Annotated in this window: 23 protein-coding genes and 4 pseudogenes; 24 read left to right on the forward strand and 3 right to left on the reverse strand. The window is 45.1% G+C overall.

The window, feature by feature from the left end; genetic code table 11:
* Nucleotides 1–711 precede the first annotated feature (711 nt).
* Both ACTWJ7_RS10580 and ACTWJ7_RS10585 read right to left on the reverse strand, forming a co-directional pair.
* Nucleotides 712–789 (reverse strand): annotated as a pseudogene (locus ACTWJ7_RS10580) (GNAT family N-acetyltransferase); the annotation flags it as partial.
* 250 nt (nt 790–1,039) lie between these two features.
* Nucleotides 1,040–1,942, reverse strand: a complete 903-nt coding sequence (locus ACTWJ7_RS10585; RefSeq protein ID WP_079350594.1) for an ArsR/SmtB family transcription factor — start codon at nt 1,940–1,942, stop codon at nt 1,040–1,042.
* A gap of 177 nt (nt 1,943–2,119) precedes the next feature.
* Here ACTWJ7_RS10585 and ACTWJ7_RS10590 point away from each other — a divergent pair.
* The 21 genes and pseudogenes from ACTWJ7_RS10590 to ACTWJ7_RS10690 form a co-directional block, all read left to right on the forward strand.
* Nucleotides 2,120–3,135 (forward strand): annotated as a pseudogene (locus ACTWJ7_RS10590) (glycoside hydrolase family 43 protein).
* Nucleotides 3,077–3,610, forward strand: a complete 534-nt coding sequence (locus tag ACTWJ7_RS10595; protein ID WP_443146362.1) for a hypothetical protein — start codon at nt 3,077–3,079, stop codon at nt 3,608–3,610. The pseudogene ACTWJ7_RS10590 and the gene ACTWJ7_RS10595 overlap by 59 nt, the downstream one beginning before the upstream one ends.
* A gap of 131 nt (nt 3,611–3,741) precedes the next feature.
* On the forward strand, nt 3,742–4,311 hold the full coding sequence (locus ACTWJ7_RS10600) for a hypothetical protein (RefSeq protein ID WP_443145401.1): 570 nt from the start codon (nt 3,742–3,744) through the stop codon (nt 4,309–4,311).
* Nucleotides 4,312–4,421: 110 nt separating this feature from the next.
* Nucleotides 4,422–4,967, forward strand: a complete 546-nt coding sequence (locus ACTWJ7_RS10605; RefSeq protein WP_301878229.1) for a GrpB family protein — start codon at nt 4,422–4,424, stop codon at nt 4,965–4,967.
* 41 nt (nt 4,968–5,008) lie between these two features.
* Nucleotides 5,009–5,431: a hypothetical protein gene (locus ACTWJ7_RS10610; protein WP_301878228.1), complete on the forward strand. Its 423-nt coding sequence runs from the start codon at nt 5,009–5,011 to the stop codon at nt 5,429–5,431.
* 46 nt (nt 5,432–5,477) lie between these two features.
* Nucleotides 5,478–6,005: a cysteine hydrolase family protein gene (locus ACTWJ7_RS10615; RefSeq protein WP_301878226.1), complete on the forward strand. Its 528-nt coding sequence runs from the start codon at nt 5,478–5,480 to the stop codon at nt 6,003–6,005.
* 473 nt (nt 6,006–6,478) lie between these two features.
* On the forward strand, nt 6,479–6,925 hold the full coding sequence (locus tag ACTWJ7_RS10620; protein ID WP_443145402.1) for a GNAT family N-acetyltransferase: 447 nt from the start codon (nt 6,479–6,481) through the stop codon (nt 6,923–6,925).
* 244 nt (nt 6,926–7,169) lie between these two features.
* On the forward strand, nt 7,170–7,652 hold the full coding sequence (locus tag ACTWJ7_RS10625) for a DinB family protein (RefSeq protein WP_079350586.1): 483 nt from the start codon (nt 7,170–7,172) through the stop codon (nt 7,650–7,652).
* A gap of 57 nt (nt 7,653–7,709) precedes the next feature.
* The gene (locus ACTWJ7_RS10630) at nt 7,710–8,594 is read left to right on the forward strand and encodes a phosphotransferase (protein WP_079350585.1); all 885 of its coding nucleotides are present in this window, start codon (nt 7,710–7,712) and stop codon (nt 8,592–8,594) included.
* 214 nt (nt 8,595–8,808) lie between these two features.
* A complete protein-coding gene (locus ACTWJ7_RS10635; RefSeq protein WP_443145403.1) occupies nt 8,809–9,006 on the forward strand; it encodes a hypothetical protein in 198 nt (65 codons plus the stop codon).
* 430 nt (nt 9,007–9,436) lie between these two features.
* Nucleotides 9,437–9,985, forward strand: coding sequence for a hypothetical protein (locus ACTWJ7_RS10640; protein ID WP_079350583.1), 549 nt, complete (start codon nt 9,437–9,439; stop codon nt 9,983–9,985).
* Nucleotides 9,986–10,199: 214 nt separating this feature from the next.
* Nucleotides 10,200–10,487 carry a serine hydrolase gene (locus ACTWJ7_RS10645; protein WP_301878222.1) on the forward strand — a complete coding sequence of 96 codons (288 nt, stop codon included), beginning with the start codon at nt 10,200–10,202 and terminating at the stop codon, nt 10,485–10,487.
* A gap of 53 nt (nt 10,488–10,540) precedes the next feature.
* Nucleotides 10,541–10,909, forward strand: a complete 369-nt coding sequence (locus tag ACTWJ7_RS10650; protein WP_301878220.1) for a serine hydrolase — start codon at nt 10,541–10,543, stop codon at nt 10,907–10,909.
* 100 nt (nt 10,910–11,009) lie between these two features.
* Nucleotides 11,010–11,186 (forward strand): hypothetical protein, encoded by a 177-nt coding sequence (locus ACTWJ7_RS10655; RefSeq protein WP_179132922.1) that lies wholly within the window; start codon nt 11,010–11,012, stop codon nt 11,184–11,186.
* 394 nt (nt 11,187–11,580) lie between these two features.
* Nucleotides 11,581–12,399: a purine-nucleoside phosphorylase gene (locus tag ACTWJ7_RS10660; protein ID WP_079350582.1), complete on the forward strand. Its 819-nt coding sequence runs from the start codon at nt 11,581–11,583 to the stop codon at nt 12,397–12,399.
* Nucleotides 12,400–12,595: 196 nt separating this feature from the next.
* A complete protein-coding gene (locus tag ACTWJ7_RS10665) occupies nt 12,596–12,802 on the forward strand; it encodes a hypothetical protein (protein WP_443145404.1) in 207 nt (68 codons plus the stop codon).
* A 263-nt stretch (nt 12,803–13,065) separates the two neighbouring features.
* The gene (locus ACTWJ7_RS10670) at nt 13,066–13,395 is read left to right on the forward strand and encodes a hypothetical protein (protein ID WP_218671998.1); all 330 of its coding nucleotides are present in this window, start codon (nt 13,066–13,068) and stop codon (nt 13,393–13,395) included.
* Nucleotides 13,396–13,541: 146 nt separating this feature from the next.
* A pseudogene (locus ACTWJ7_RS10675) lies at nt 13,542–14,464 on the forward strand (DUF7638 domain-containing protein).
* A 250-nt stretch (nt 14,465–14,714) separates the two neighbouring features.
* The gene (locus tag ACTWJ7_RS10680) at nt 14,715–15,254 is read left to right on the forward strand and encodes an SMI1/KNR4 family protein (protein WP_079350580.1); all 540 of its coding nucleotides are present in this window, start codon (nt 14,715–14,717) and stop codon (nt 15,252–15,254) included.
* A gap of 45 nt (nt 15,255–15,299) precedes the next feature.
* On the forward strand, nt 15,300–15,740 hold the full coding sequence (locus ACTWJ7_RS10685; RefSeq protein WP_079350579.1) for a GNAT family N-acetyltransferase: 441 nt from the start codon (nt 15,300–15,302) through the stop codon (nt 15,738–15,740).
* 139 nt (nt 15,741–15,879) lie between these two features.
* Nucleotides 15,880–16,242, forward strand: a pseudogene (locus ACTWJ7_RS10690) (LLM class flavin-dependent oxidoreductase); the annotation flags it as partial.
* Between the two features lie 153 nt (nt 16,243–16,395).
* On the opposite strand, the gene ACTWJ7_RS10695 reads toward ACTWJ7_RS10690, so the two are convergent.
* The gene (locus ACTWJ7_RS10695) at nt 16,396–19,545 is read right to left on the reverse strand and encodes an alpha-mannosidase (protein WP_079350578.1); all 3,150 of its coding nucleotides are present in this window, start codon (nt 19,543–19,545) and stop codon (nt 16,396–16,398) included.
* A gap of 248 nt (nt 19,546–19,793) precedes the next feature.
* On the opposite strand from ACTWJ7_RS10695, the gene ACTWJ7_RS10700 reads away from it, so the two are divergent.
* The 3 genes from ACTWJ7_RS10700 to ACTWJ7_RS10710 are packed head-to-tail and all read left to right on the forward strand — an operon-like array spanning nt 19,794 to nt 23,163.
* Entirely contained in the window at nt 19,794–21,608 is a 1,815-nt protein-coding gene (locus ACTWJ7_RS10700; RefSeq protein WP_443145405.1) for a cache domain-containing sensor histidine kinase, read from the forward strand.
* Complete coding sequence (locus ACTWJ7_RS10705; RefSeq protein ID WP_443145406.1) at nt 21,605–22,447, forward strand: response regulator; 843 nt, start codon at nt 21,605–21,607, stop codon at nt 22,445–22,447. Before ACTWJ7_RS10700 ends, ACTWJ7_RS10705 begins: the two co-directional genes overlap by 4 nt.
* Entirely contained in the window at nt 22,384–23,163 is a 780-nt protein-coding gene (locus tag ACTWJ7_RS10710) for a helix-turn-helix domain-containing protein (RefSeq protein ID WP_443145407.1), read from the forward strand. The genes ACTWJ7_RS10705 and ACTWJ7_RS10710 overlap by 64 nt, the downstream gene beginning before the upstream one ends.
* Nucleotides 23,164–23,411 lie beyond the last annotated feature (248 nt).

A 23,411-nucleotide genomic window follows, 5' to 3' on the forward strand; every position in this document is an offset into this window, starting at 1 on the left:
AGTCATCGGATGATCGCGAGCCGACTTGAATTTCACTCCTAAGGGTATATCGAAAATTTCCTGCTATCGACAATCGTAAACTACTCAATAATGATGCTTTGGTTTATCCGTTCCAAATTGCTATGGGAAAATATACATGAATATTACGGGTCTTGGAGCGATACACCATGATTGAAAGAATGATACTTTATAAAGTTTCAAATGTCGAAAAATCCTTCTTTGTGGTTGGTTCAGGTTTGGAATATCATAGGGGGAAGCACGGACCTATAACTCTCCGTTCAGTTGCATCATGGTGAGCATGGTAAATTCCCTTATTTGTTTGCCGTCTTCTCCCTAGTGAGATGCTAGGAGATATCCTGCTTCTTTACCGAATCTGGTCGAGCCAATAACACTTGATCGATATACTTCTTATACAGACAAAAATTTAACAACTTAACCACGTCAAACCATATCTTGTATTCCTGATCGGATTCCAGACTGTACACCCAGTACCTCCGTAGTATAGGGAATGAGTGCAGCCGAGAATTGCTGATATTCCAGCTCAGTCAGGCAAGTATATCTTGAATGGTTGAGCAAGACTTCAATCCCTTTTCCAAACCCCTGCAGATTAAGGTCTCCTCCACTTTTAGTAACCTCAGTACTCTTTTCTTCTTTCAAATTTGCCCTTGTTCCATACAGAAGGTAGGCGAGTAAAAAACGATGACTATGCAGATGCACCACTTTTTTGCCGAATCCGCCGTTTCGATAAGGTTCATCAATCCAGATCATATTCATGAAGGGAAGGTTGTCCTAAAAGTATAGATGAAATACTGTTTGCAAATACGTTCCTTACCGATCCGTATAGACAGGTCATTCGTTTGATGTATTTTTGCAGAACCAAAGATCATCAAGTGAATCTTTCAGAAGAACATAGTGAATACATATGGGAAACCAGATCTGAATTATATCATTACCTGCCCTGTGCTGTTACTTCAGATCTGGAGAAATATAATGTTTTTGAGAAAATAGAGTTAATCGATTAGATAACTATAAGGCAAAATTAACCCAGTACACGAATAACAATCTCCTGATCATGGTTACCGAAACCTGCACCATAGATCGTTAATCCGCCAACGTTGGGGCTTTCCTCGTCAACCGTGAAACGAAGTGTCCAGAACGGTTCCTCCAGTTTGATATCCTCGATCGTCACGTCTGACATTCGTTCTCCATCCATATACGTACCCGAGTCATCAACACGAATCGTCTTTAATAATCCATATTGATTCACATTTCGGTGCCACCATGTTGGCGTATATTTGCCACGAGCAGCTCGTCCGAAATCAGCGGGACTTGTCCAGGTTCCAAGCGAAATTCCGTTAAACGTAAATAAGATATCCGATGGCCAATGATCTCGTAAACCCGGAGCTTCAGAAGCCAGTTCCACTGAAATTTCAATGGCGCTGGCGGTCTCATCAGGAAGCATATAGTTAGGCGTTTTGTATTCGACATACCCCCTTCCAAACCAGAGGATGGCAGCGTGAACCCGCTCAGGATCGAGAAAGTAGCGTGGGTCGTCCCAAACACCGATTTCTTTCTCATGCGTTCCAAGACCGCAGGTAGGATGGACTTCAAATGCAGTATAGTGACCCACTGAAATTGTCTGCTCTCTAACCCTTGCTGTTCGACTAGCGGATGGCAGTTCGATCTCGATGTTATTTTGTTTGAGGAAACATAATTTGTGCGTGCCTCCATTCAGGCGTATCCTGCGGCTATCGATCAGTCCGGCTTGCTCAAGCTTGCGGATGTGCATTGTAACGATGGAGGGGCTAAGTTCTAACGCAGCGGCTATATCCTTTACATTCATTTCGCTAATTGTAATCAAATCCATGATTCTCCATCTAACCTCGCTTGCCAGCGCTTCGTATAACGGTATGAATTTTGGATCTCCGTTCGCTTTAATCATGTTGAACAATCTCCTAACCGGATCTATTGAAATCATATATATATTCATTTAATGAAATTAACTGGACTCTTCAACTCTAACGCATTGAAAGTATGTTTGCGATAGTGTTTAATTTTTTTATCTGCTTATGAAGCTGGATTCTTAAATATGTGAATTATAGAAAAAGAGGTGGCTCAAATGAAATACAATAATCCGGTCATTAAAGGGTTTTATCCAGATCCAAGCATCTGCAAGGTGGATGATACTTATTATCTGGTGTGTAGTTCCTTTCAATACTTTCCGGGTGTTCCGCTTTTTGAAAGCAAAGATTTATTGAACTGGACGCAAATCGGTCATTGTTTAACCCGAAAAAGCCAGATTCATCTGGAGACGGTGAGCAGCTCAGGTGGCGTCTTTGCCCCTACAATACGATACAACAACGGGCGATTCTATATGACCACAACCAACGATACCACGCGTCAGAATTTCTACATATGGACCGATGATATATACGGGGAGTGGTCAGAACCAATTATTGTGGATCAAGGGGGAATCGATCCGGATTTGTATTTTGAAGACGGGAAGGCCTTCTTTATGAGCAACGGGACCGACGATGAAGGGATTGGGGGATCGTTCAGTGTGAGATTGACATTGAAACGGGTAACAAAAAGACCCCAAGTCGTTCAGTATGGCAGGGATCAGGCGGACGTTATCTGGAAAGCCCACATTTGTATAAAATGAATGGATACTATTACCTTATGGCATCTGAAGGCGGAACCGAATATGGCCATATGGTCACTTATGCACGTGGAGATTCTCCTTCCGGTCCTTTCGAGCCCTATGCTAATAATCCCGTTCTTACCAACCGCAATCTGGGTGGTTATGAACTGCAAGGGGTTGGGCATGGCGACCTGATTCAGGACGAGGAAGGCAATTGGTGGATCTTCCATTTGGGATTCCGTCAGAGTGGACAGTGGCTTACGTATCATCATCTTGGACGAGAAGTATTCCTGACGCCAGTTACCTTTGATGAGGAAGGCTGGTTTACGGCAGGGCAACAAGGTACCACACTTATGAGCTTTGAAACCGATCGTATTTCTGACACATTCATTCAACAAGAAAAAAAGCTATACGTTCGAGAACACAGATTGGAATCTGGACTGGTGTTATCTTCGTCATCCCAATACGGAAAATTATTTGTTAGAGCAAAGTAAGATAAAGTTAAAAGGAACCGAAGTGACACTGGATGTTCCAGCATCCCCGACATTCATTGGCCTACGTCAAAAAGACTTTGACGCGACCATCTCTGTTGATGTTAGTCTTACGAACGGAGAGGCAGGCATCACCATCTACATGGATGAACAGCACCATTATGACTTGGCCATTCGTAAAGAAGAGCAAAGTGGGTATAAGGTGATTGAGCGTCTGAATATTGGGGACATCAAATCCGTCGAAAATGAAATGGAACTAGGAAATGAGCATCAGGCCACATTGGTTATACAGGCAAGTCATGAACGTTACAGCTTCCTTATTCATGCAGATGGCAAGGACATCCTCTTAGGTACAGCTCAGACGAAATACCTTTCCTCGGAAATTGCCGGGGGATTTACAGGGGTGCTCATTGGTCTATACGCTAGTGGCGCAGGTTCCGAAGCTGAGTTTTCTAAATTTAAGTGCGATTATATTTGAAAAGGTAAGGGGAGGGACTTCTGTTCCTTCTCTTTTTTTGGCATACCCACTAATTATAATAATAAGTCTAATTTTTAATTTTATTTGATAGAATTGTACATAGTTATAATGCTAGGAAGAGGTGTTTAAACGTGAAAATAAATTATGAAATGCCCAAATCTTTAGAACATATCGTCCGAATAGATAAAGAATTACGTGAACAACATGCTGGAACCTTCCAAGATTATGTGGGATTTTATATTAGTTTTAATAATGATGATGATAGATACTACTGTACTCCGGATGATGCCATCATATTTGGAAGAACTGGAGCAGATGGTGATCACTTTGCTTTTTTTACGTTTAACGGATCCATTAGTGATCTGGAAGAAGCTCCCGTTATCTTTATTCAGCCTATGGCATCTGGAAATCAAGTAACTTTAGTAGCCAGAAACCTTAAGGATTTTTTAGCTGTGTTCATTAATCTTAAAGAAATTTATGTATTGGAGCGATTTAAATTCTATCAGAATAAATTAGATTTTATTAATGATTATAATGAGAACTACTTAAAAGGTGTAAGGCTGAGAGAGAGTGATAGTAATTTTATCATTGATCTATTGAGGAAGAATATCGAAGGTATAGTAAATATAGATGATGTATACGAATATATTATTGAGATAAACAAACAGAATAAACTAGGCATAAATAATGGTGATTTTTAGATTTCGGATAACACCTTTATTGCCAATTAAATAATCTAAAAATGCAACAAAAGTATACAAGGCCTTGTTGTTAATCATATAGCTGGATTAGACGCCTAAGGGAGGACTATATGGAAGATCTATGGAGAATTGCATCATATGATCCTGCTTGGAGGCAAATGTTCCTCGAAACGGGGATGACACTAAGAGAAGCGTTGGGTGAAAAGGCTGTGCGGATTGACCATGTCGGATCAACTTCCATTGTGGGAATGGATGCCAAACATATCATAGATATACAAATTTCCGTATCTAATTATGATGATTTGCTAATTTACAAGCATGAAATCGAAGCGGTCGGCTTCGTATTCAGAGGAGAAAATCCGGATAAAACCAAGCGGTATTTTCGTGAAGTACCAGGAAGCAGGAGAACGCATGTACATGTAAGACAGGCAGGCAGTTTCTCTGAGCAGATGAACTTGCTTTTTAGAGATTATTTGAGGGAACACCAGGAAGATCGATTGAAATATGCGGAAGAGAAGCACAGGCTTATGTCATTATACAAAGACCAGCGGACCAAGTACGTGGAAGGCAAAGGACCGATGGTGTGGAACATATTAGAGAAGGCTCATATATGGTCCCAAGAAATCGGATGGCAACCGGCAAAATCTGATGCATAGGAATATTCCACGAATACAAGTAACCTAATGGGAGTGGTGAGATGAATATTGGAAGAAAGCTGCTGACGACCGTGTTAACCATCATTAGTTTTACTTTAATTGCAAGTATAATATCCATGAATGATTCCTACAGCTTTGATTTTTATATTATTGTTTATTTTGTATACGCGACTCCCCTGATCTTATTTATCGGGCTACCTTTATCCCTATTGCTGGATTATTTGTTGAGCCGAATTCAATTCGCCAATTATGTCTTGTATCTAACTACGAGGATACTTGGCTATGGATGTGCTGGAGTACTAGGGATGTATATCTATTATTTGCTCATGGGCGCTGGCGAAGAGGTTTTAAATTTTAGAGAGTCATTAAATTTGACCTTATTTGGCGTCATGGCTGCTATACTGTTTGTACTGGTCGATCTGGGTTTGGAAAGTTTGTTAAAGGTACGAAAACGGAAGACGTAGTTATATCAAGTGCTGGAGTAATATCATTTGTCAGGAGGAATATAAGGTGGCAACTCATTGTGCACTTCTTGTAATCGATGTTCAGGTAGCCATGTTCGATGAAGTAGATCCCGTATATCAAGGGGACTTATTGCTTCAGAGAATACAACACATTATTTCCAAGGCTCGGCAAAAAGGTCACTCCGTCATCTACATTCAGCATAGTGAAGGAGCTGGGAGTCCCCTTGAACGTGGAACGGCAGGTTGGGCGATTCACCCGTCCATTGCGCCGATCACTGGTGACCTTGTCATTGAAAAGCAGACACCGGATTCATTTCACGAAACAGATCTGAATCTGAAATTACAAGAAAACGGAGTGACGGATCTTATTCTGACGGGCATGCAGACGGAAATATGCGTGGATACGACTTGTCGCAGAGCAAGCAGCCTTGGCTATGAAATAACCTTGATTCGAGATGCTCACAGCACATGGAATTCCAACATTCTTCAAGCTGAGCAGATAATAGAACACCACAATTCGGTTCTAAGCATGTTTGCAAATGTGGTAGATAGCGAAAATGTCATGAATGGATGAGATGAATTGACGTTTAATAAAAGAATATTTAATCTTTCAGCCTGGCTTGCTGTATTAGCTGTGATCTTTATTCCAGGAACAGCCTACACGGAGGGGACTTTACGAACAGAGTATGGTTTTCCATTGCGATTCTTTACTGATTATCACTATAAGAAACCTGATGATACAATATGGTTCCTTTCTAATGTACATGTGAATGCTCTTCTGTATTTATTTAATGTCCTGTTTATTTACGCTGGAATTCATGTTTTACTCTATGTAAAGAAGAGAATGACGACGCCAAAAGAGTAGGGAGCTGCGACGATCGCGGCTCTTTTATTTTTACCATATCATGGGTTATGATAGACACGAATAGAGTGGAGTGATGATATGAAACAGATTCCAGCAGAATAGAATTCAGACCGACTTTTCATGTCCGATTTGAAAGAATCTGAGATTTTTGTTATTCATCCATTGTTGATACGAGTAAATACGTGCAGGAATGGGACGGACGAGATCCTGAGCCGGATTATGTGAGAACGTGCTTTGAGAAAGGCGATCTGCCTCCTGGGGGAAGGTTGGAAAACTACCGAATTCAGACCATTCGTACGATTCAGGAAAACGAAAGTATAGGTGTGCTGAGCCTGTACCATGGCTACCCTATGGCGGATTCTATTTACCTCGAATTTTTATATATCCATAGTGAGATCCAGAAGCAAGGTTATGGACAAGAAATGATGCATGCGTTGACCCAATTATTTTCTGAGCTTGGTTATTTGGAAATCCAAATCAACGTAGCACTCAAAAATTGGCCTGCATTACGATTTTGGACCAAATCGGGATTTGATCAGATTAGCGGGATTTACGGAGACCGTGAACATTCGGACAAGACTTTTGCCAATATGGAACTGATCAAAACACTCAAAGCGCAAGATATATAAATTGAACTAAACATTTACACGAGAACGGAGAGGACAGAAATAATCTGAAGAAGCGGAGCTACAAGCTTTCTGAAAGAAAGCTGCATCGGAAGCATACACCTCGCCTTTATCCCCGGATTTTCCCCGTTGTAAAAGGGAATCAAAAAAATCTGGGGATAACAGCGATCGGAAGGTTGTTCTGTCATCGGAGTGGCAAGTGTAAATTATTCTTTAGTTCAATTATGTGGAAAAGGAGAATGGCTAAATGGAATCTTTCTTTCGTTATAACTGGATCGTGCGTGAGCAGTGGTTTCAGTGGTGTGAGGATGTGCCGCTTGAAGAGCTGCTTCGGCCTCGGACGGGCGGAGTAGGCAATATATTGCAAACGTTTTTTCATATCATCGATGTAGAGTGGAGCTGGCTTCAATTATTGCAAGGCAAACCGGATGGTATGGAGAATTTTGATAATTATAAAACACTGGAGGCCGTACGACAATTCGATCGCAAGCTGCGACCTGATGTGGAAGCATTTGTTCTATCCTGGGACCCCAGCATGGAAAAGAGACCTTTCATCGATCCCGAATTGGATAGCGCCGTCGTCAAGGAATCGTGGGGAGAAGTGATGCGTCACGTGATTGCTCATGAAATTCACCATATGGGGCAATTATCGGTATGGTCCAGAGAATTGAACAAGAAGCCCGTATCTGCCAATTTCATTGGTAAAGGACTAATTTCACCTGACAACTAGAGTGAAAAGGAGATTATAGGATTCAAATTCTAATTTTACAGAGAAGGGTCGGACAAAATGAGGTTATTGCTGGAAAGTATCCGCTGGGTGGAGCTGAGCGAAGAAATTCGTTGCTTGCTTGAAAAACCATACAAGGTGCTTCCCCTGTCACCAGGACTGGAAGCGGACGTTGTGAAGATCGAATGTGCTGACCGCTCTTACGTGTTAAAGGTATGGAATAAGGACTCCAGACCCGATATTGGCAATCAGTATGAACTATTATCTAGACTATACGAGAGTGGAATACAAGTCTCCAAACCGTACGGTTGGGGCATGGATGTGGATTCTAATCAAGTTCTGTTAACGAGTTATGATGGAGAGCCTATAGCCAAGTTAAACAAAAACAAGCTGGAGCATTTGGCTAAAATGTTAGTTCAAATTCATGGTTATGATATACATACTATCAATAACGCGGAGGCAAATTTCATACCACAATATGATTTTGTTGGCTATTTCTTTCCCTCCATTGAACTTCATGAGGATATGCATCTGATTCTGACAAGCCTTCTTCAACGGATTAAGCTTAGACAGGATACGTTGATCCACGGTGATTATAACCTGGGGAATGTTCTGGAGGCAGGTGATCAATATACGATCATCGATTGGACAAACGGGCAGCGCGGTGATCCCAGATACGATATGGCGTGGTCCATTTTTTTGATGACGATCTATACGGGGGAACGAAACGGTAAGATGTACAGTGCTCTATTCAAGAGTCTGACGGAATACACACCAGACGATGCAGAGATGTTTGAAGCTATGGCTTGTTTGCGCTGGATTCTTTTGAAGCGAGTGGCATATGTCCCTGATGGACCAGGTGTAATGAAGCGAATTAGAACAATCCTTGGAAATAATCCCTATTTAAATGAAGCACTTTTATTTCATCAAGAGTCATTGAAATAAACCTCAAGGTCCTGTCCTAAATCGTCCTCATTAGCATACCTATGGTATAGAGGAGCGTGATAGGTATGGAACAGAAAGTGCAAACCTATTTTGAATTAAAGCAGCAGCAAAAAGAAATTGAACAACAGCTCTCTGTACTACGAGATGAAATTGTAGGGTATTGTGAGGAGCAGGGTGTCTATGAGACGAAGGTTGGGGATACGCCGTCAAAACGGTGCTTCAGCACCGCAAGGAATATGATGATCAGAAGCTGTACGCTTCTCTTCCCGATCCTGATATCTGGCGACTGCTGTCCAAGGTGGACAGTCATAAGCTGAAAAGCCTGATCAAGCTGAACATATTGACAGAGGAGCAGATTAGTCCAGCTTGTACGGTGAAGCCGGTAACTATATTACAGGTGGACAAGTTGTAACTGGACAATTTCCCAGTGCGTTGACGCAAAAACTGGTCTTTATGTTCGATCAGCAGCTACAGCCCAAGGAGTCGTTTTGGCACATCATTATAAGCAGTATCAATCATAGACTACTACTTCATTTACACATATACACCAACGCTCCCCGAGGAGCTGATTGAATCGGTCACGAGATGGCCGGTTTTTTTGTTGTATACAAATGTTTTGCCGATTTCAGCCGTGCGCTTTAAAAACATATCTGAGCATAAACTTGATTCAGTGCCGGAAAGAAGATCCAGTCGAATGCTTTAAACCGTTATGCAAGTAGTTTATATGTTATAATCTGTAATTAATTCATGTACCATCTTCGATAAGGAGGGGAGAAAATGAAGATCAGGAAGAGACTGTATATCTTCAAAAGCTGTAGAACGATGAGTTGAGGAGATGGACTATGAAGAAAAAAATCATTTCGATCATACTTGCCATCTGGGTATTGATGATTGTGATCAGTGTGGTTCTACTATTTCTGCCCAGAACGATTCATCTTGATGGAGAGGCTGTAAAATATCGGTTGGGAGAAGACAACAAGGAACCAGAACAAAAAGTCCATATCAACATGAATGGCAAGCGTTATCTAACGACCTCGGGTGATTACATATTCAGAGGAACCATTGATATTGAGGGTGAACCTTTACCCGTACCTGAAGATCAAAAGAGGCTCGAAATTCGTTTTCATAAAGGATACGGATTGATGGAATACATCATTTCTGAAGATGAGAAAACGGATATCTTCGTATACGGAACACTATTCGTAGATCGTGCATTCACCAAACTCACCATCGCCATTTCGGAGGAGGATTCGAACGGAGAGCAGAACAGTAAAAGCTGGAGCTCCGAAGATGGTCTTATGCTATCCATGCCCGCAACGAATCGTTCCGAAGCCATTCAGCTCTCTAATGAACTGATGGAAAACTATCTCGGGGGCTATACATTAAAATGAAAAAATTAAATAAAACAGGCAAGTCTTTACCTTGGAGGTTGGATCGCTATCTCCTTGTGTAAATGACATGCCTGTTTTTTTATTTATGCAGCAAATCTCTAGTGATTTTGCATCCCGTCAGGATCTGAACGAGACCGCCGCTACCAGGAGTGGAATCAAAGCCTGTGCATTATTTTATCATTCTAGCGAGCAACAGGAGCGCTATCCATGATCTTTGGGATGTTCCCTTCGATGCTCTTCATTCATCATCTTCGTATGCTGGACCCTCAAAGCGGATTGTTCTGTTGTTCAGATTGTCTGGAGAGGGGAGCTAGTTTATAACAGCGCTGCGGGCCTTGCTGACCGGGAGAAAAACAGATCCATGGAGCAAAATGCATTATTCAGATATGCTTCCGTAACTAAACCGATTGTATCCACAGCTGCCATGGTGCTGATATCCCGAGGTAAATTAAAGCTTGATGATCTTGTGAGCCCGGGCCCCTGTGGAGATATTCGATTGTAACGGATATACTCGGATACCTTGATCCTTCGGCCTATCTCTCGGGTGGTGCGGGGATGATTGGAAGTGCAGGAGACTTCCTTGTGTTGCTTGAAACGCTGCGTCAAGGTGGAGGTTCGCTTCTTCCCAAAGCGCTGGTCACCGATATGACGACCAATCAGATTGGCGATCTTACGATGCCTTATTGGCCGGGCCGAGGATTTGGCCTGGGGTTCACGTTGCTGAAAGATCCGGTCGCCGCCAACACATCAGAGTCCCCCGGAACATGGCGCATGGGCGGAACCTATGGTCCCTCGTGGTTTGTTGATCCTGCAAAAGAACTGAGCGTTGTCGCGTTCACAAATACGGCTCTGGAGGGCATGTCGGGCAGGTTCACAACTGAACTATGCGAGGCTGTCTATGAGGGAATCGGTGGAAAGCAGTAAGTTGAACTCTGGATTAATATGGAAAAATATGATAAGGTAGAGCAGTAGGTTCAGTAGGTTACAGTGAGTCCTGAATTTGATTCCGAAATGAGATGAGAAAATGGATCGCGTCCGCAGTTACCTGTTTGTTATTGCAGGCAACTTTGCAGTTGCCTATATGATCTTTCCTGAAAGAACTATTGGAAAATCTATGATATTCGCTGCACTGATGCTGTTGCTGAGCATGGGGATGGATTTCATGAAAAGCAAAAATCAGCATTCGCTTGAGCAGCAGTGAGCCAGCTTGCCATTACATTTTGGTGCGAAGTACCTTGTCTATTTTAATGAATGAAACCGATTCTCGACAGAGGATCGGTTTTTTGTGTAATGTTGAAGCGTGGATGACACAAAGGATGGCCAAGTCTGAAGGAGAGGGAGTTTTTCATATGATTCGAAACCAATTTAATCAATGGGCCGTGCGTCAGGCGGAACGGTATGACGAGTCTGATTTTGATGAGATTTTGAGAGAATATTTCGAGGTGTTACAGTCCGGACTAAAAGCTTAATCGGCTTATGGGGAAAGCCAGAGTCCTCCTTTATCCGGCTCCCGTTTACATCATGTCTATTGTTCATTACACTTGGTTTATAGCAACTACTAAAATCCAAACTCGGATTATCAGGGGAATATATTCATGCATCAATCCGCACATATTCAGGAAGCCAGAGATTACATATTAAACCGGATTAACTCCAAACCTGTCGTGGGCATGATTCTGGGATCAGGGCTGGGAGCACTCGCGGACGAAATCGAGAATGCTACCGTCATTCCATACACGGACATTCCGTATTTCGCTCAATCCGAAGCTATCGGTCATGCCAACGAATTGGTTATCGGAGAACTGATGGGCAAGACCGTCGTTGCCATGAAAGGCCGCCTTCATTATTATGAAGGGTTTACGCTGGATGAAGTAACGTTCCCGGTTCGGTTTATGAAAGCACTGGGTGTGGAGCAGCTGATTATCACTAATGCGTGTGGAGCGATCAATACCAGCTTCGAACCGGGACAGCTTATGCTGATTACGGATCATATCAATCTGGTAGGCAACAATCCGCTGATGGGGCCGAATAACGCTGAGCTGGGTGTACGCTTCCCGGATGTATCACAAGTGTATAACCGCGAGCTGCGCAGCATTGCCTTGAAGGTGGCAGAGGAGCAGAATGTTAGTTTGCAGCAAGGAGTGTATGCATGGTGGAGCGGTCCGGCGTATGAGACTCCAGCGGAGATTCGCATGATTCGGACGATGGGCGCGGATGCTGTGGGCATGTCGACGGTACCTGAAGCGATTGTAGCCATTCATGGCGGCATGAAGGTACTGGGCATTTCCTGTTTGACCAATATGGCCTGCGGCATTCTGGACCAGCCCTTAAGTCATGATGAAGTGATTGAAGTCGCGGCAAAAGTGAAAACAACCTTCATCGGACTGGTCAAAGGTATTTTGAAAGAGATGTAACATGTAATCGAGAGGGTGCTTTACTTTCAAAGCAACCGTGTATGAAGCATTGTCCATAACGGAATATTTCCGTTGGGCAGTGCTTTTTTTACAATTGAACATGTGCAAAATATTCCTATATCGGTTAAAACGACCTATAATAATAGAGATTCAAGCAAAAGGATCGGCTATAGGCTGAAGAAGGAGACTGATAGAAATGGAAGAATTGGGCCCTCATGAACACGTCATTTTTGAAAGGATTCATGCAAACTGGTTAAGAGGTTTTGAAGGAGTAGGAGGAAAGCTTTTTCTAACTAATGAACGATTAGTTTTTATTCCTCATGCTCTGAATTTTCAGACGGAATGGGTTCAAATCGAGATCTGGGCTATGACTAAGATTGAGAAAAGTGCGACATGGGACTAATCCCGAATGGAATTACTATTACATTAGACAGTGGACATGTCTTCAAGTTTGTTGTCTGGAATCGTTCTAAGATTATCAAGGAGATTGTACAAGCCAAGAGAATTAATAACGAAATAATGTAAGAGTTTGAGATGAAGTACATAAACCGAAAAATGTGGGGTAATAAAGTGAGGATTCCACTCTGGTCTAGGGCCTAGGGTATTTTCAAAATCTAAATAGTTATGTTTTATATTTAATGGAACACAAAAGAATCGCTCCTTGGAGTGCAGGCATCGATATTTCAGGGACTTATGGCTGGTTTTGATCTCACCTCGATTACACTGATAAGAAACAATACACCGGAGAAGCATGCAGGTTATGCGCTTGGTGTCATCTTCACATCTCCGGCTACCGGGGGCCACTTTTGGGGTGGTTTACTAAGCCATTGGATTGGGCTGCGGATGTCAGTAGTGCAATACTTATATTGGCCTGCGCAAGGTGTCTATGAATGGTGGAATGGCCCGTCATTCATATATACCCGCCGAGATTCGCATGATATGGCTCGTGTCTCATTTCAAAGGGCAATACAATGGACACTGTCTATACGGAGTTAATCCGTTGGGCGGTGCTTTTTGATTTAGGAAAATGATGGGATTAACAAGATCGTCATGCCCTCCCTTGTATTTCCTATCTCTGATATCGTACAGTTGGAAGACATGATCGTATGAATGCATGATGGGAAGAAAGTGAGGTGCCACGGATGCAAAAGATTAGAAGAACAAAACAGATTGAGGGCACAACGACCCCTGGCATCATACATAATGGCGGCCAGCATTTTCTCATTCCGGTGCAGATCTATGAAGACGGGATGATTAATTGCTGGGAACTGGTTGATTTGAAGGGATTGAAGCGGAAGATTGACGATTACTGGTTAGGCTCTCATATACCGAATGGAGAGTTGCTTTCCATCATGGGTTGGGTGCCTACCTAGTCGAACACGCGAACTGGGCGTATAACGACAATGACTACTACGAACATATACAGTGTAAGATCAGAATGCTCAATCCGGAATTCCAAAATATAGCTGAAATCACACCACGTCAGCAGCAGCTGATGGAGACAAGAAGATTTTCACATTCGCCTAAAGCGATTGATTTTGCAGTTGTGAGCGAATTGTTCTATAAAACGATACAAGGGGATGGATTCTCCATTTTCATGAGGTATGAAGGTCAGCACTACCTGGTTCATCTGGTTGTGTATGAGGATGGTCAGGTGGCCATCTATAACTTGCCCAATCCCGTGAAGGTTTCAATTGATGAGCTGGCGGTCTGGTTCAGGGACGGGACCTTTTTTACAACCATTGAACGCCCGATAATAATCACGATATTGGATCTGGGAGAGGTTACATTCTCGGAGGAAAGCTACGCGGAAAATGTGGATGACAAGTATATGGAGCTGCTGGATATGTACAAGAAACTGAGTGGAGCACAAACGACGGTGGAAGAGTGCCGCCACGCCTACCATATGTATTTGGAAGACCCTAGTGAGTTTAACCGGGCTCAGCTGAAGGAGAAATATGAACAGGTGCCTGAACATCAACGGATGTACCTGGGCGATATGAATACCAAGGACATGGATTATCAGCGAATTATCTATACTCCTGAGGATAAACGCGAAGTCTAGATTTTCTATATCATTAAACTATATAAATTGAAATAAACATATACACGATAACGGAGAGGGCAGAAATAACCTGAAGAAGCGGAGCGTTCGCCTTTATCACCGGATTTTCCCCTTTATATAAGGGATTTCAAAAAAATCTGGGGATAACAGCGATCGGAAGGTTGTTCTGTCATCGGAGTGGCAAGTGTAAATATTCTTTAGTTCAATTTATATAGACAATCTATAAAGCGCACAAGAAGGAGGATGGAGAATGACCAAGCAAGCAGAACTGCTGTGGGAACGTATTATTGCAAAAGGGACGGGAGCAAATGCAGATGGTAGAGTTACGCTCAAGCTCCAGCCGGGTGCGACGGATGAAGATATTCAATCCGTGGAAGATCAACTTGGTGTGACATTGCCTGAAGAGATGAAGGCTTTGTATCGTGTGCATAACGGACAAGCCTGGAATATAGGCGTAGCTCCATTTGTTCGTAACCTGACATTGTCACCTCTGGATCAGGTGAAGGAGAACTGGGCGTTTTTGCAGGAGGAATTTGAACCGGACGAGATGGAACTTGAGATTGACGATGATGCCATTAAGCCCGTGCTGTGGAACCCCAGATGGATACCTATTGCTGAAAATGGTGGTGGGGATTATCTGTGTCTGGATACCGATCCGTCAGGAACGGGGACGGTGGGACAGGTACTATATTTTTGGCATGATTGGGGACATCGGTCAGTTGAGGCTGCGGGGTTATTTGAATTTATTCAGAAGTGCATGGAAGAAGAGGATGAAGACGAAGCAACGTAGGTAGTCGAATCTAGAGTGAATTAATCCGAAAAAGGAGGTCATTCAATGATCCAAATAACCATGCGTCAATCCGAGCAGGCAGATCAGGAGCGTCTTGCAGAGTTGCGAGCCTTGGTTCTATATGATGATCTACATAGGCTGAAAAGGTACGATGAAGTGAAGGTTCGTGAACGTTTCCGTAATACATTCGACCCTGTTCACACGTGGATTATCGAGGTCGAGGGAGCATTGGTGGGGTGTATAGCGCTGAAGCCCAAGTTGGAGGAGATGCTACTGGAACATTTCTATATCCATCCCGATTATCAAGGTCAGCAAATAGGGACTCAAGTGCTGGACATACTGCTGAAACGGGATGACGTTAAGGGCAAACGTGTTATTTTAAATGTATTGCAGGGCAGTCCGGCTCGTCGTTTGTATGAACGCTTTGGATTTGTCTTGGACAGTGAAGATGAGGTGGATGTGTTCATGTCCGTCCAAGTACAATAATCGTTACGGTCAAAATAGAAGCATCTATTTAAGTTGAACTATTCATTTACACGTAACGGAGAGGACAGAAAAAACCTGGAAAAGCGAAGCTAAAAGCTTTCTGAGAGAAAGCTGCATCGGAAGTATATGCTTCGCCTCTATCCACGGTAACAGCTTCCGCAGTACAACGCGCAGTACAACGGACAAGATCAAGCAGCAGGCACGAGAACAGGGGTTGACCCTCCGCCAAGTCGCATTGCTTGCATCGACGCCTCGCACATCCTTTATCGGTACACTGGATCAGATCGCCGATCAGATTCAGGAGTGGTTCGAAGGCGAAGCCGCGGACGGTTTCAATATCCGTACGGTCGTACCGAACGGACTGGCGGACTTCGTGGATCTGGTCGTACCTGTTTTACAAGAGCGCGGGCTGTTCCGTACCGAGTATGAGCATGAGACACTGCGGGGTAATCTGGGTCTTGAGATTCCACGCAATCGTTATTCATTGGAGACGGCAAAATAAATCAATTATGGCACATCGAACTTGCTTCCAGTTCAGAATGCTTTAAAGGCGATCCATAAAGTCTCCATAATAACGACAGCACGAAGAAACCAGCAAGTCGCCCATCATCGGGGACTTGCTGGTTTCTTTGGTTGAGCTGTTGCAGTTATACGATTATACTCTCAGATCAATCTCAAACGTCTTGATCTCATACGGCTCAAGTGTAAAAGTTACCGGCGTATCATGCAGGAGTCCACCATCCGGCAATTCCATTAGATTGCATTCTCTCCACGCGTGAATCCGCAGATCACTTGTCAATTCCAGCGTATTCATGCTGCCGGAATAATCATGAACGCGTACGATGACACGATCGGAATCCTCGGCCTTCTTGACCGCCGAGATCATGGCTGTACTGCCGGACAAGGTGAACATGGAGCGACTTGGCTGCTCTGATTGACCTTGTGTATATCGAAGTGGAGCATTCAGAAGCCAGGCCTGCTGCACGGTTCCACCCACCAGCCAATCCCCTTGGTGCGGAAGAAGAGCATAGGTGAAGCGGTGCAGTCCTTGATCGGCATGTGGATCAGGATGCGTCGCGCTCTTGATCAGGGTTAACCGCATGACGTTATCTTTGATGTCATAACCGTATTTGGAATCATTCAGCAAGCTGACGCCATAACCTCTGTCGGACAGATCGGCCCATTGATGGCCAACGGATTCGAAACGTGCCCAGTCCCAGCTTGTGTTCCAATGCGTTGGCCGTTTAACGTTGCCGAACTGAATGTCATAGGTGGCTTCGGTGGAGCGGATACCGACAGGGAAGGCAACCTTCAGCAGCTGCTGTTGTTGATGCCAATCCACCTCAGTGTCATAATCGATCCGCCGATGCCCGGTATACACAGTCATGTTCTGCGTAATGGTAGAGCCAAGGTATGCCCAAGCGAAGCGGATCACGGCCTGAAGCGGCCCAGTCTCTATGACTTCAATGCTGGTGCATTTCGTAATCTCTCGCATATCTTCCTGATAGAAGATATCAATATCCCAGGCCTCGTGGGCAAGTGGTTTGTCCTCGAACACCTGAAGCACATTGCCTCTCGCGCCTTTGGCAAGCACCTCACGGTGTGACTCTTTATCGTAAAGGCGGGTCAACTGCCCATTCTCATTCCACTCGAGCAGATAGTACGGCGTCTCGATTCCATTGGCTGTGTGGATGAATGGCGAATGCTCAGGGATATCGTTTACCGTATTGCTCTGGAAGTGAATTGTGGTGTACCCCAGCGAAGGAATATCCTTCACCTCGACGGACCAATGTGCATCCTGGTATTGAGCGTTCAGAATCTCACCGGAATCGCTCAGCCAGGTTCCCGTTTCCAATTCGCCTGATGCCGCAGGAATGCTCACGATTTCTGTAACGACCCATGGGGAAGCATTCCAGATGGTGTACGTATGAGGAGATTCTCCGCTGCCAGCGATAGCGGTCCGAGCCTGCGTGTCCACGTTACGGCCAATCTGCTCGGCTTCTGCATATTCAATTCTACTGTCCTCATACACCTCCGTGATGGAGGAACCGGGAATGATGTCATGGAACTGGTTGCGCAAAATGATTTTCCATCCCTCGGTCAAGGACTTCGCTTGGTACAGATTCCAGTCATTGTGCACAATACTTTGCAATGCATTCAGCCATTCCGCTTCACGGTAAGCCAGCTCAAGCTTGCGGTTCATCCGTTTGTTGTACGCCTGGCTGGTATACGTTCCGCGGTGATATTCCAGATACAGCTCGCCATCCCATGTATGGATGTATGAATCGGTCTTCTCCACCGTTTCCTGCAGCTTCTCAAAATAATCATCTGCGCGTCCTGTCTTGACCTTGGGAAGTCCGGGCAGTTGATCCAGCCGTCGTCTCATCTCCAGCATTTCGCGGTTAACTCCGCCTCCGCCGTCTCCGTATCCGTACGACAGAAGCAGATCCTGGTTCATCTCCTTATCGCGGTAGGCATCCCAGATACCCTTGACCGTCTTCGGAATGATTTTTCCGTTATAGGTATAGAACCATGAACCCGGCTCCGACCACGGCTCGGGTGTGGTAATGAAGTGGGTCAGTACTTCTGAGCCGTCAATTCCGCGCCAGTGAAATGTATCGAATGGCATGCGGTTGTATTGGTTCCAGCTGATTTTGGTCGTCATGAACGTATGAATGCCGGATTTTTTCAGAATTTGCGGCAGAGACCAGCTGTAGCCGAATACATCTGGCAACCATAGATATCGGCATTCTGTCCCGAACTCTTCTTTTAGAAAACGAGTGCCGATCAGTAACTGCCGAACCAAAGACTCGCCCGAGGTCAGGTTGCAGTCTGCCTCCAGCCACATGCCGCCGCCCGCTTCCCAGCGACCTTCAGCGACACGTTCCTTGATGGATTCGTACAGTTCCGGGTAGTCCTCTTTCACATATTCGTACAACTGAGGCTGTGTTTGGAGGAAAACATACTCCGGGAACATTTCCATCAGGCGCATTACGGTGGAGAAGGAACGAGCGCATTTCTCACGTGTATGCTTCAACCGCCACAACCAGGCAACGTCAATATGAGTATGGCCGATACAGGTGACAGTCACATCAGAAGCTCTGTCCATCGTACTCAGTCGCGCACTCAGGTCATCCCTTGCGTCATGGACAGATGCATAGAAGAGATCGGACTTAGGCTGCGACCAGTCAATGAGGCGGAAAGATTGCTGGAGCGCATGAAGCAGCTTCGTACGTTCCGGTGCATGGGCATCCAGAATTCGGACCGTTTCCAGAATCGCTGACCCTGTAAATACAAGATCATCCACAGCATCATCCAGCCAGCACAGTTCAGCTTGTCTGAACGTATGTGTCTGATTGCGGGGCTGACCGCCACCTTCCAGACCAGACCATAAGCGGAAGACCAACTCGCTGGTGCTGCCTGCCGCAGAGGCTGGGAAGAACACTTCCTTGTGGTTGGAATCCACGCCTTGATAAGGCTTGCCATCCCAGTAGAATAGCGACTCAAAGCCAGAATTGTTACCACCGCCGGTATCGCCAAAATCAAATAGGCCGACAATTCGTTTATCCTCCCAAGAGGAAGGGAACTCGGCTTTTGTTCTAAGCCACAAATAGAGATCTCGACCGGTCCAGTTCTCTCCTGTATGCATAGGCTTCCAATCGCTATCGTCCCCCGGTAGGGCAGGGTTAATCTCTTCTCTGCGGTCTTCGCAGGCAAGAAAAGCATGTAAAGGTAAACGATCCCGGTAACGGAGCTCGGATAATTCATTGATACGTGCTTGAAGTTTGTTTTCAGTAAGAAACATCGTTAAGAACCCCCAGTACATTTTATCGGGGAGTGATCCATAGTTAGAGAGCATCCAAAGCGAGTATGTATTACATATATTCATAGGGGAATGCGCCCATTATAGCGCTTCCATTCGCTTTTGACAAACCAAAATATGGATTACGTACCTGGGAGCAGGTGATTGTCGAATTTAACCAAACGGTGATACACTGAGTTGGAAATGGGTCTGAAGGAGGTGTTCAGGCACGAATGTCCAGGATACGAACCATGTATAGAAATTACCTGAAGAAAAAAATGTTTAACAAAATTCTGTTGTTTTATTCCATGGTCATGGTCCTGTTGTTCATCAGTGTCTCCGTGCTGGCCTACCGCTACTATGAGCAGCGGGTCGTACAGGAACAGATGGATGCCAGTCTGCAGGAACTGGATATTGTCAGTATTAATCTGAATCAGCAGTACGAACGACTGTATAACGCCGTGCAGCAGATTTATACCGACGCTATGATCGGCGACGATTTGAAGTATTTTCTGACTCATGAATATGAGGATTTTCTCAATTGGCGCCTGAATCAATATGCTTACAGCTACCGTACGGAGCGTGGGAACTTTGATTATCAATTGCGTCTGCTGCTAAAGGATGAAGCCTCGATTGCAAATGTCGTGTTATACAGCACGGATCAGGATTTCTTCTATGTTCTCAATCGGGAGACCCAGCACTTTTACTATCAGCCCAAGTTGTCAGCAGGGCATAAGGACTGGTTCCAGCGGCTGCGAAGTGCACCGTGGCAGTACATGGGCAGCGAACCGCTTTTCGAAGGGAAAATGGATGATGTCCCTACCCCATACAGCTATGCCAATGTGCTCAAGGACTCCGTGACATTGAAGCAGTATGGTGCAATTATGTTTGAACTGAATACAGATCGGATCAAAGGGCTGCTGCGAGACAGACTCGACGGCAAAGACAACAGGATCATGCTGATGACCGGGGAGGGTCAGGTGATTTTTGATTCGCAGGGCAAGTATGATAACACCGTCTACCCTTATTGGGGGCAGATGAATTTACCGGAGGATTGGGTGAATCTGGAGGAACGCTCCAAGGTGCAGTTGCTGAATATCGGGAATACAGGAATGGTCGTGGCTGCCATTATTCCGGAGTCGCGCATTAAACAGAGCCTTCAAGCGATTCGTCTCAGTCTTATCGGGATTGTCATCCTGTGCATCATTGTTAGTTTTGCGGTAACGTTCACCATCATCCGCCGATATTCCAAAAAAATTCACAGGCTCGTCCTTTACATGCGGCGCTGGCAGGAGGGTGATCTGAGTAAACGGATCGAGATGGAGGGTGAAGATGAATTACAGCAGATTTCGCAGAGATTTAACCATATGTGTGATCGGCTGGAGTCTTACATAGAGACGGTATATGTGTCGGAGATCAAGCAAAAGAATGCGCAGCTCGTGGCTTTGCAAGCCCAGATCAATCCCCATTTTCTGTACAACACGTTGGAAAGCATCCGCATGAAAGCCATCAGCATGGGAGCCAGGGATGTTGGACAAATGATTTATATTCTTGCCACGATGTTCCGGCATTTGATCAAAAAGCAGACGCATGTAACCTTGGCAGAGGAAATCGAGCTGTGCGGCATGTACCTGGCTTTGGTTCAGTACAGGTATGAGGACAAGTTGGAAGTGGAGACTCATATTGAAAATGCAGCAGCGGGGAGCATGATCGTCAAGTTGTTAATCCAGCCAATCATTGAAAATTACATTGTGCATGGTTTTCGTACGAATGATGATGATAACCGGATTATTATCACCGCCGCAGAAGCAGATGGTGTGATCCGTATTCGCGTAAAGGATAACGGAAAGGGGATCTCTGCGGAGAGGTTGCTTGAACTGCAAGACGCGCTTCACACGGGCGATGAAACTACTGGGACATCCGATCAATCTTTGGGTCTTAAGAATGTCCACGACCGCATACGTCTGAATTATGGCAGTGATTATGGTCTTCACCTGAACAGTGTGGAGGACGAAGGATGTGAGGTGACGATCAGTATTCCAGTCACAAGGGAGGAAGCGGGATGAGAAGTGTAATGTTGGTCGATGATGAGCCGCTCATTGTAAAAGGAATGCAAGCCATCATTGATTGGGATCAGAATAATATGCAGATTGCGGGTACGGCTTGCAATGGGTTGGAAGCGCTAGCAATGATGGACGAGGGACCTGTCGATCTGATTATTACGGATATCATGATGCCGCAAATGACCGGACTTGAGCTGATCCGGGAGATCAAAGAGCGCAATCCGTATACCAAATTCATTATTTTGAGCGGTTACGAAGAATTCAAATATGTGCGGGAAGGCATCTCGCTGGGGGTAGAGAACTACCTGCTCAAGCCAGTCAATATGGACGAATTGGAAGCAACCATCAAGCATATGCAGCGCGACTGGGAGCAGGAGGAAATCCGCCAGATTCAGATGGATCAGAGCTGGAGAATTCTGCGCAACAATATTTTGCAGCGGTGGGCGAATGAGACCATTGACGCCAAAGAATTTAGGGAGCGTGCGCAGCTGCTGGAGATTCCCATGAACAAGTCCAGTTATTGTGCAGCCGCTCTGCGGATTGTAGGTGATGACGAAGGGAATGATCCGCAGATACACCTTGCGGGAATCGCTGAGAAGTGCGAGCTGCTCGGAAATCAAGGCCTTCCGGATGGCTGCGTGGTAATCTGCTTTCCCGATCAGGAAGGAGACATCATGGTGCTGTTCGTTTCAGGCCTTACGGAAGATCGTGATGAATGGCAGCTTCGGGCACTCAGCAGGATGAAGCAAGCGGTCGCCGAGGACACAGATGCACGTGCATGGGGATCATCGGCCAATCGGAGTCGACCTATCTGGGTTTTCCGAAGAGCTGCAAGTCTGTAAAGCTGTGGCTTCAGAATCATTTGTTTATGGATGGTGATACCTTCATTATGCAAGTGGAGAGCGAAGAAGACGCCAATCCGCATCAGGAGAAGCCTGGGCCAGCGATGGAGCAGTTCCACAAGCTGCTGCGGGATGGGGAAAGTACAGAGGTGGACCGGTTCATCGACGAATTTTTCATGGTTGAGGGTAAGGAACGCTGCTTCCCGAGAACGCCGTTCTTCAATTCTGCTATCCAGCTGATGCTGGCTGCCAAGGAATTGGAGAAAACACCTGACTACGGCGAAATCTTCGGCCCCCTGTCCAGAATTCATACGCTCAGCCAACTGAAGCAGCTGGTGAGAAAAACCGTTCATCGTACGCTAAATACATATCACACCGCCGAGAAAACGTACAGCCCGCATATCATGGCTGTGCTGGAGGTAGTGAAGAATCACTACCAGGATGAGCTTTCACTAAAGACGCTCAGTCAGCGGCTGGAGCTCCATCCGAACTACCTCGGCCAATTGTTTCAACAGGAGGTCGGCACCACCTTTTCCGATTATGTGAACCAGTACCGAATTGAGCGAGCCACTCATTTGCTGTTATATTCGGACAAAAAGACGGCCGAAATCGCGGGCGAGGTAGGCTACTGGGACTCCACTTATTTTTACAGACAGTTCAAGAAATATGCGGGTGTTTCTCCCACGGAGCTGCGCTCCATCTACATGAAAAAATAAGCCGGGCTTGCCGGCTGAGTGAAGACACACCCCGTGCGGGTGTGTTTTTTGCTATGGAATGAATGCACGATCTTTAATTAATCCATCAATTTATTGGGTTTTTCAACTATCCCCAAATTGGTAGCGCTTGCATAATGGAGGAAGGAGTGAACGAGGAATCCAAAGCACCAAGAGGGCTTAGGTCTGCCAGTGTTGGTCATAGGGGATTAATACTGGGTGCAGCTAAGCGACAGTGAATGCGATTATAA

The organism is Paenibacillus sp. 1A_MP2, from assembly GCF_052244825.1.
Taxonomy (GTDB): domain Bacteria; phylum Bacillota; class Bacilli; order Paenibacillales; family Paenibacillaceae; genus Paenibacillus; species Paenibacillus vandeheii.

Coding starts and splice junctions, on each gene's coding strand:
- ACTWJ7_RS10630 (WP_079350585.1), top strand. CDS start 7,710: ATGAGGTTATTGCTGGAAAGTATCCGCTGGGTGGAGCTGAGCGAAGAA.
- ACTWJ7_RS10650 (WP_301878220.1), top strand. CDS start 10,541: ATGATTGGAAGTGCAGGAGACTTCCTTGTGTTGCTTGAAACGCTGCGT.
- ACTWJ7_RS10660 (WP_079350582.1), top strand. CDS start 11,581: ATGCATCAATCCGCACATATTCAGGAAGCCAGAGATTACATATTAAAC.
- ACTWJ7_RS10640 (WP_079350583.1), top strand. CDS start 9,437: ATGAAGAAAAAAATCATTTCGATCATACTTGCCATCTGGGTATTGATG.
- ACTWJ7_RS10705 (WP_443145406.1), top strand. CDS start 21,605: ATGAGAAGTGTAATGTTGGTCGATGATGAGCCGCTCATTGTAAAAGGA.
- ACTWJ7_RS10695 (WP_079350578.1), bottom strand. CDS start 19,545: ATGTTTCTTACTGAAAACAAACTTCAAGCACGTATCAATGAATTATCC.
- ACTWJ7_RS10655 (WP_179132922.1), top strand. CDS start 11,010: ATGGATCGCGTCCGCAGTTACCTGTTTGTTATTGCAGGCAACTTTGCA.
- ACTWJ7_RS10610 (WP_301878228.1), top strand. CDS start 5,009: ATGAATATTGGAAGAAAGCTGCTGACGACCGTGTTAACCATCATTAGT.
- ACTWJ7_RS10665 (WP_443145404.1), top strand. CDS start 12,596: ATGGAAGAATTGGGCCCTCATGAACACGTCATTTTTGAAAGGATTCAT.
- ACTWJ7_RS10710 (WP_443145407.1), top strand. CDS start 22,384: ATGGGGATCATCGGCCAATCGGAGTCGACCTATCTGGGTTTTCCGAAG.
- ACTWJ7_RS10585 (WP_079350594.1), bottom strand. CDS start 1,942: ATGATTAAAGCGAACGGAGATCCAAAATTCATACCGTTATACGAAGCG.
- ACTWJ7_RS10605 (WP_301878229.1), top strand. CDS start 4,422: ATGGAAGATCTATGGAGAATTGCATCATATGATCCTGCTTGGAGGCAA.
- ACTWJ7_RS10685 (WP_079350579.1), top strand. CDS start 15,300: ATGATCCAAATAACCATGCGTCAATCCGAGCAGGCAGATCAGGAGCGT.
- ACTWJ7_RS10700 (WP_443145405.1), top strand. CDS start 19,794: ATGTATAGAAATTACCTGAAGAAAAAAATGTTTAACAAAATTCTGTTG.
- ACTWJ7_RS10680 (WP_079350580.1), top strand. CDS start 14,715: ATGACCAAGCAAGCAGAACTGCTGTGGGAACGTATTATTGCAAAAGGG.
- ACTWJ7_RS10625 (WP_079350586.1), top strand. CDS start 7,170: ATGGAATCTTTCTTTCGTTATAACTGGATCGTGCGTGAGCAGTGGTTT.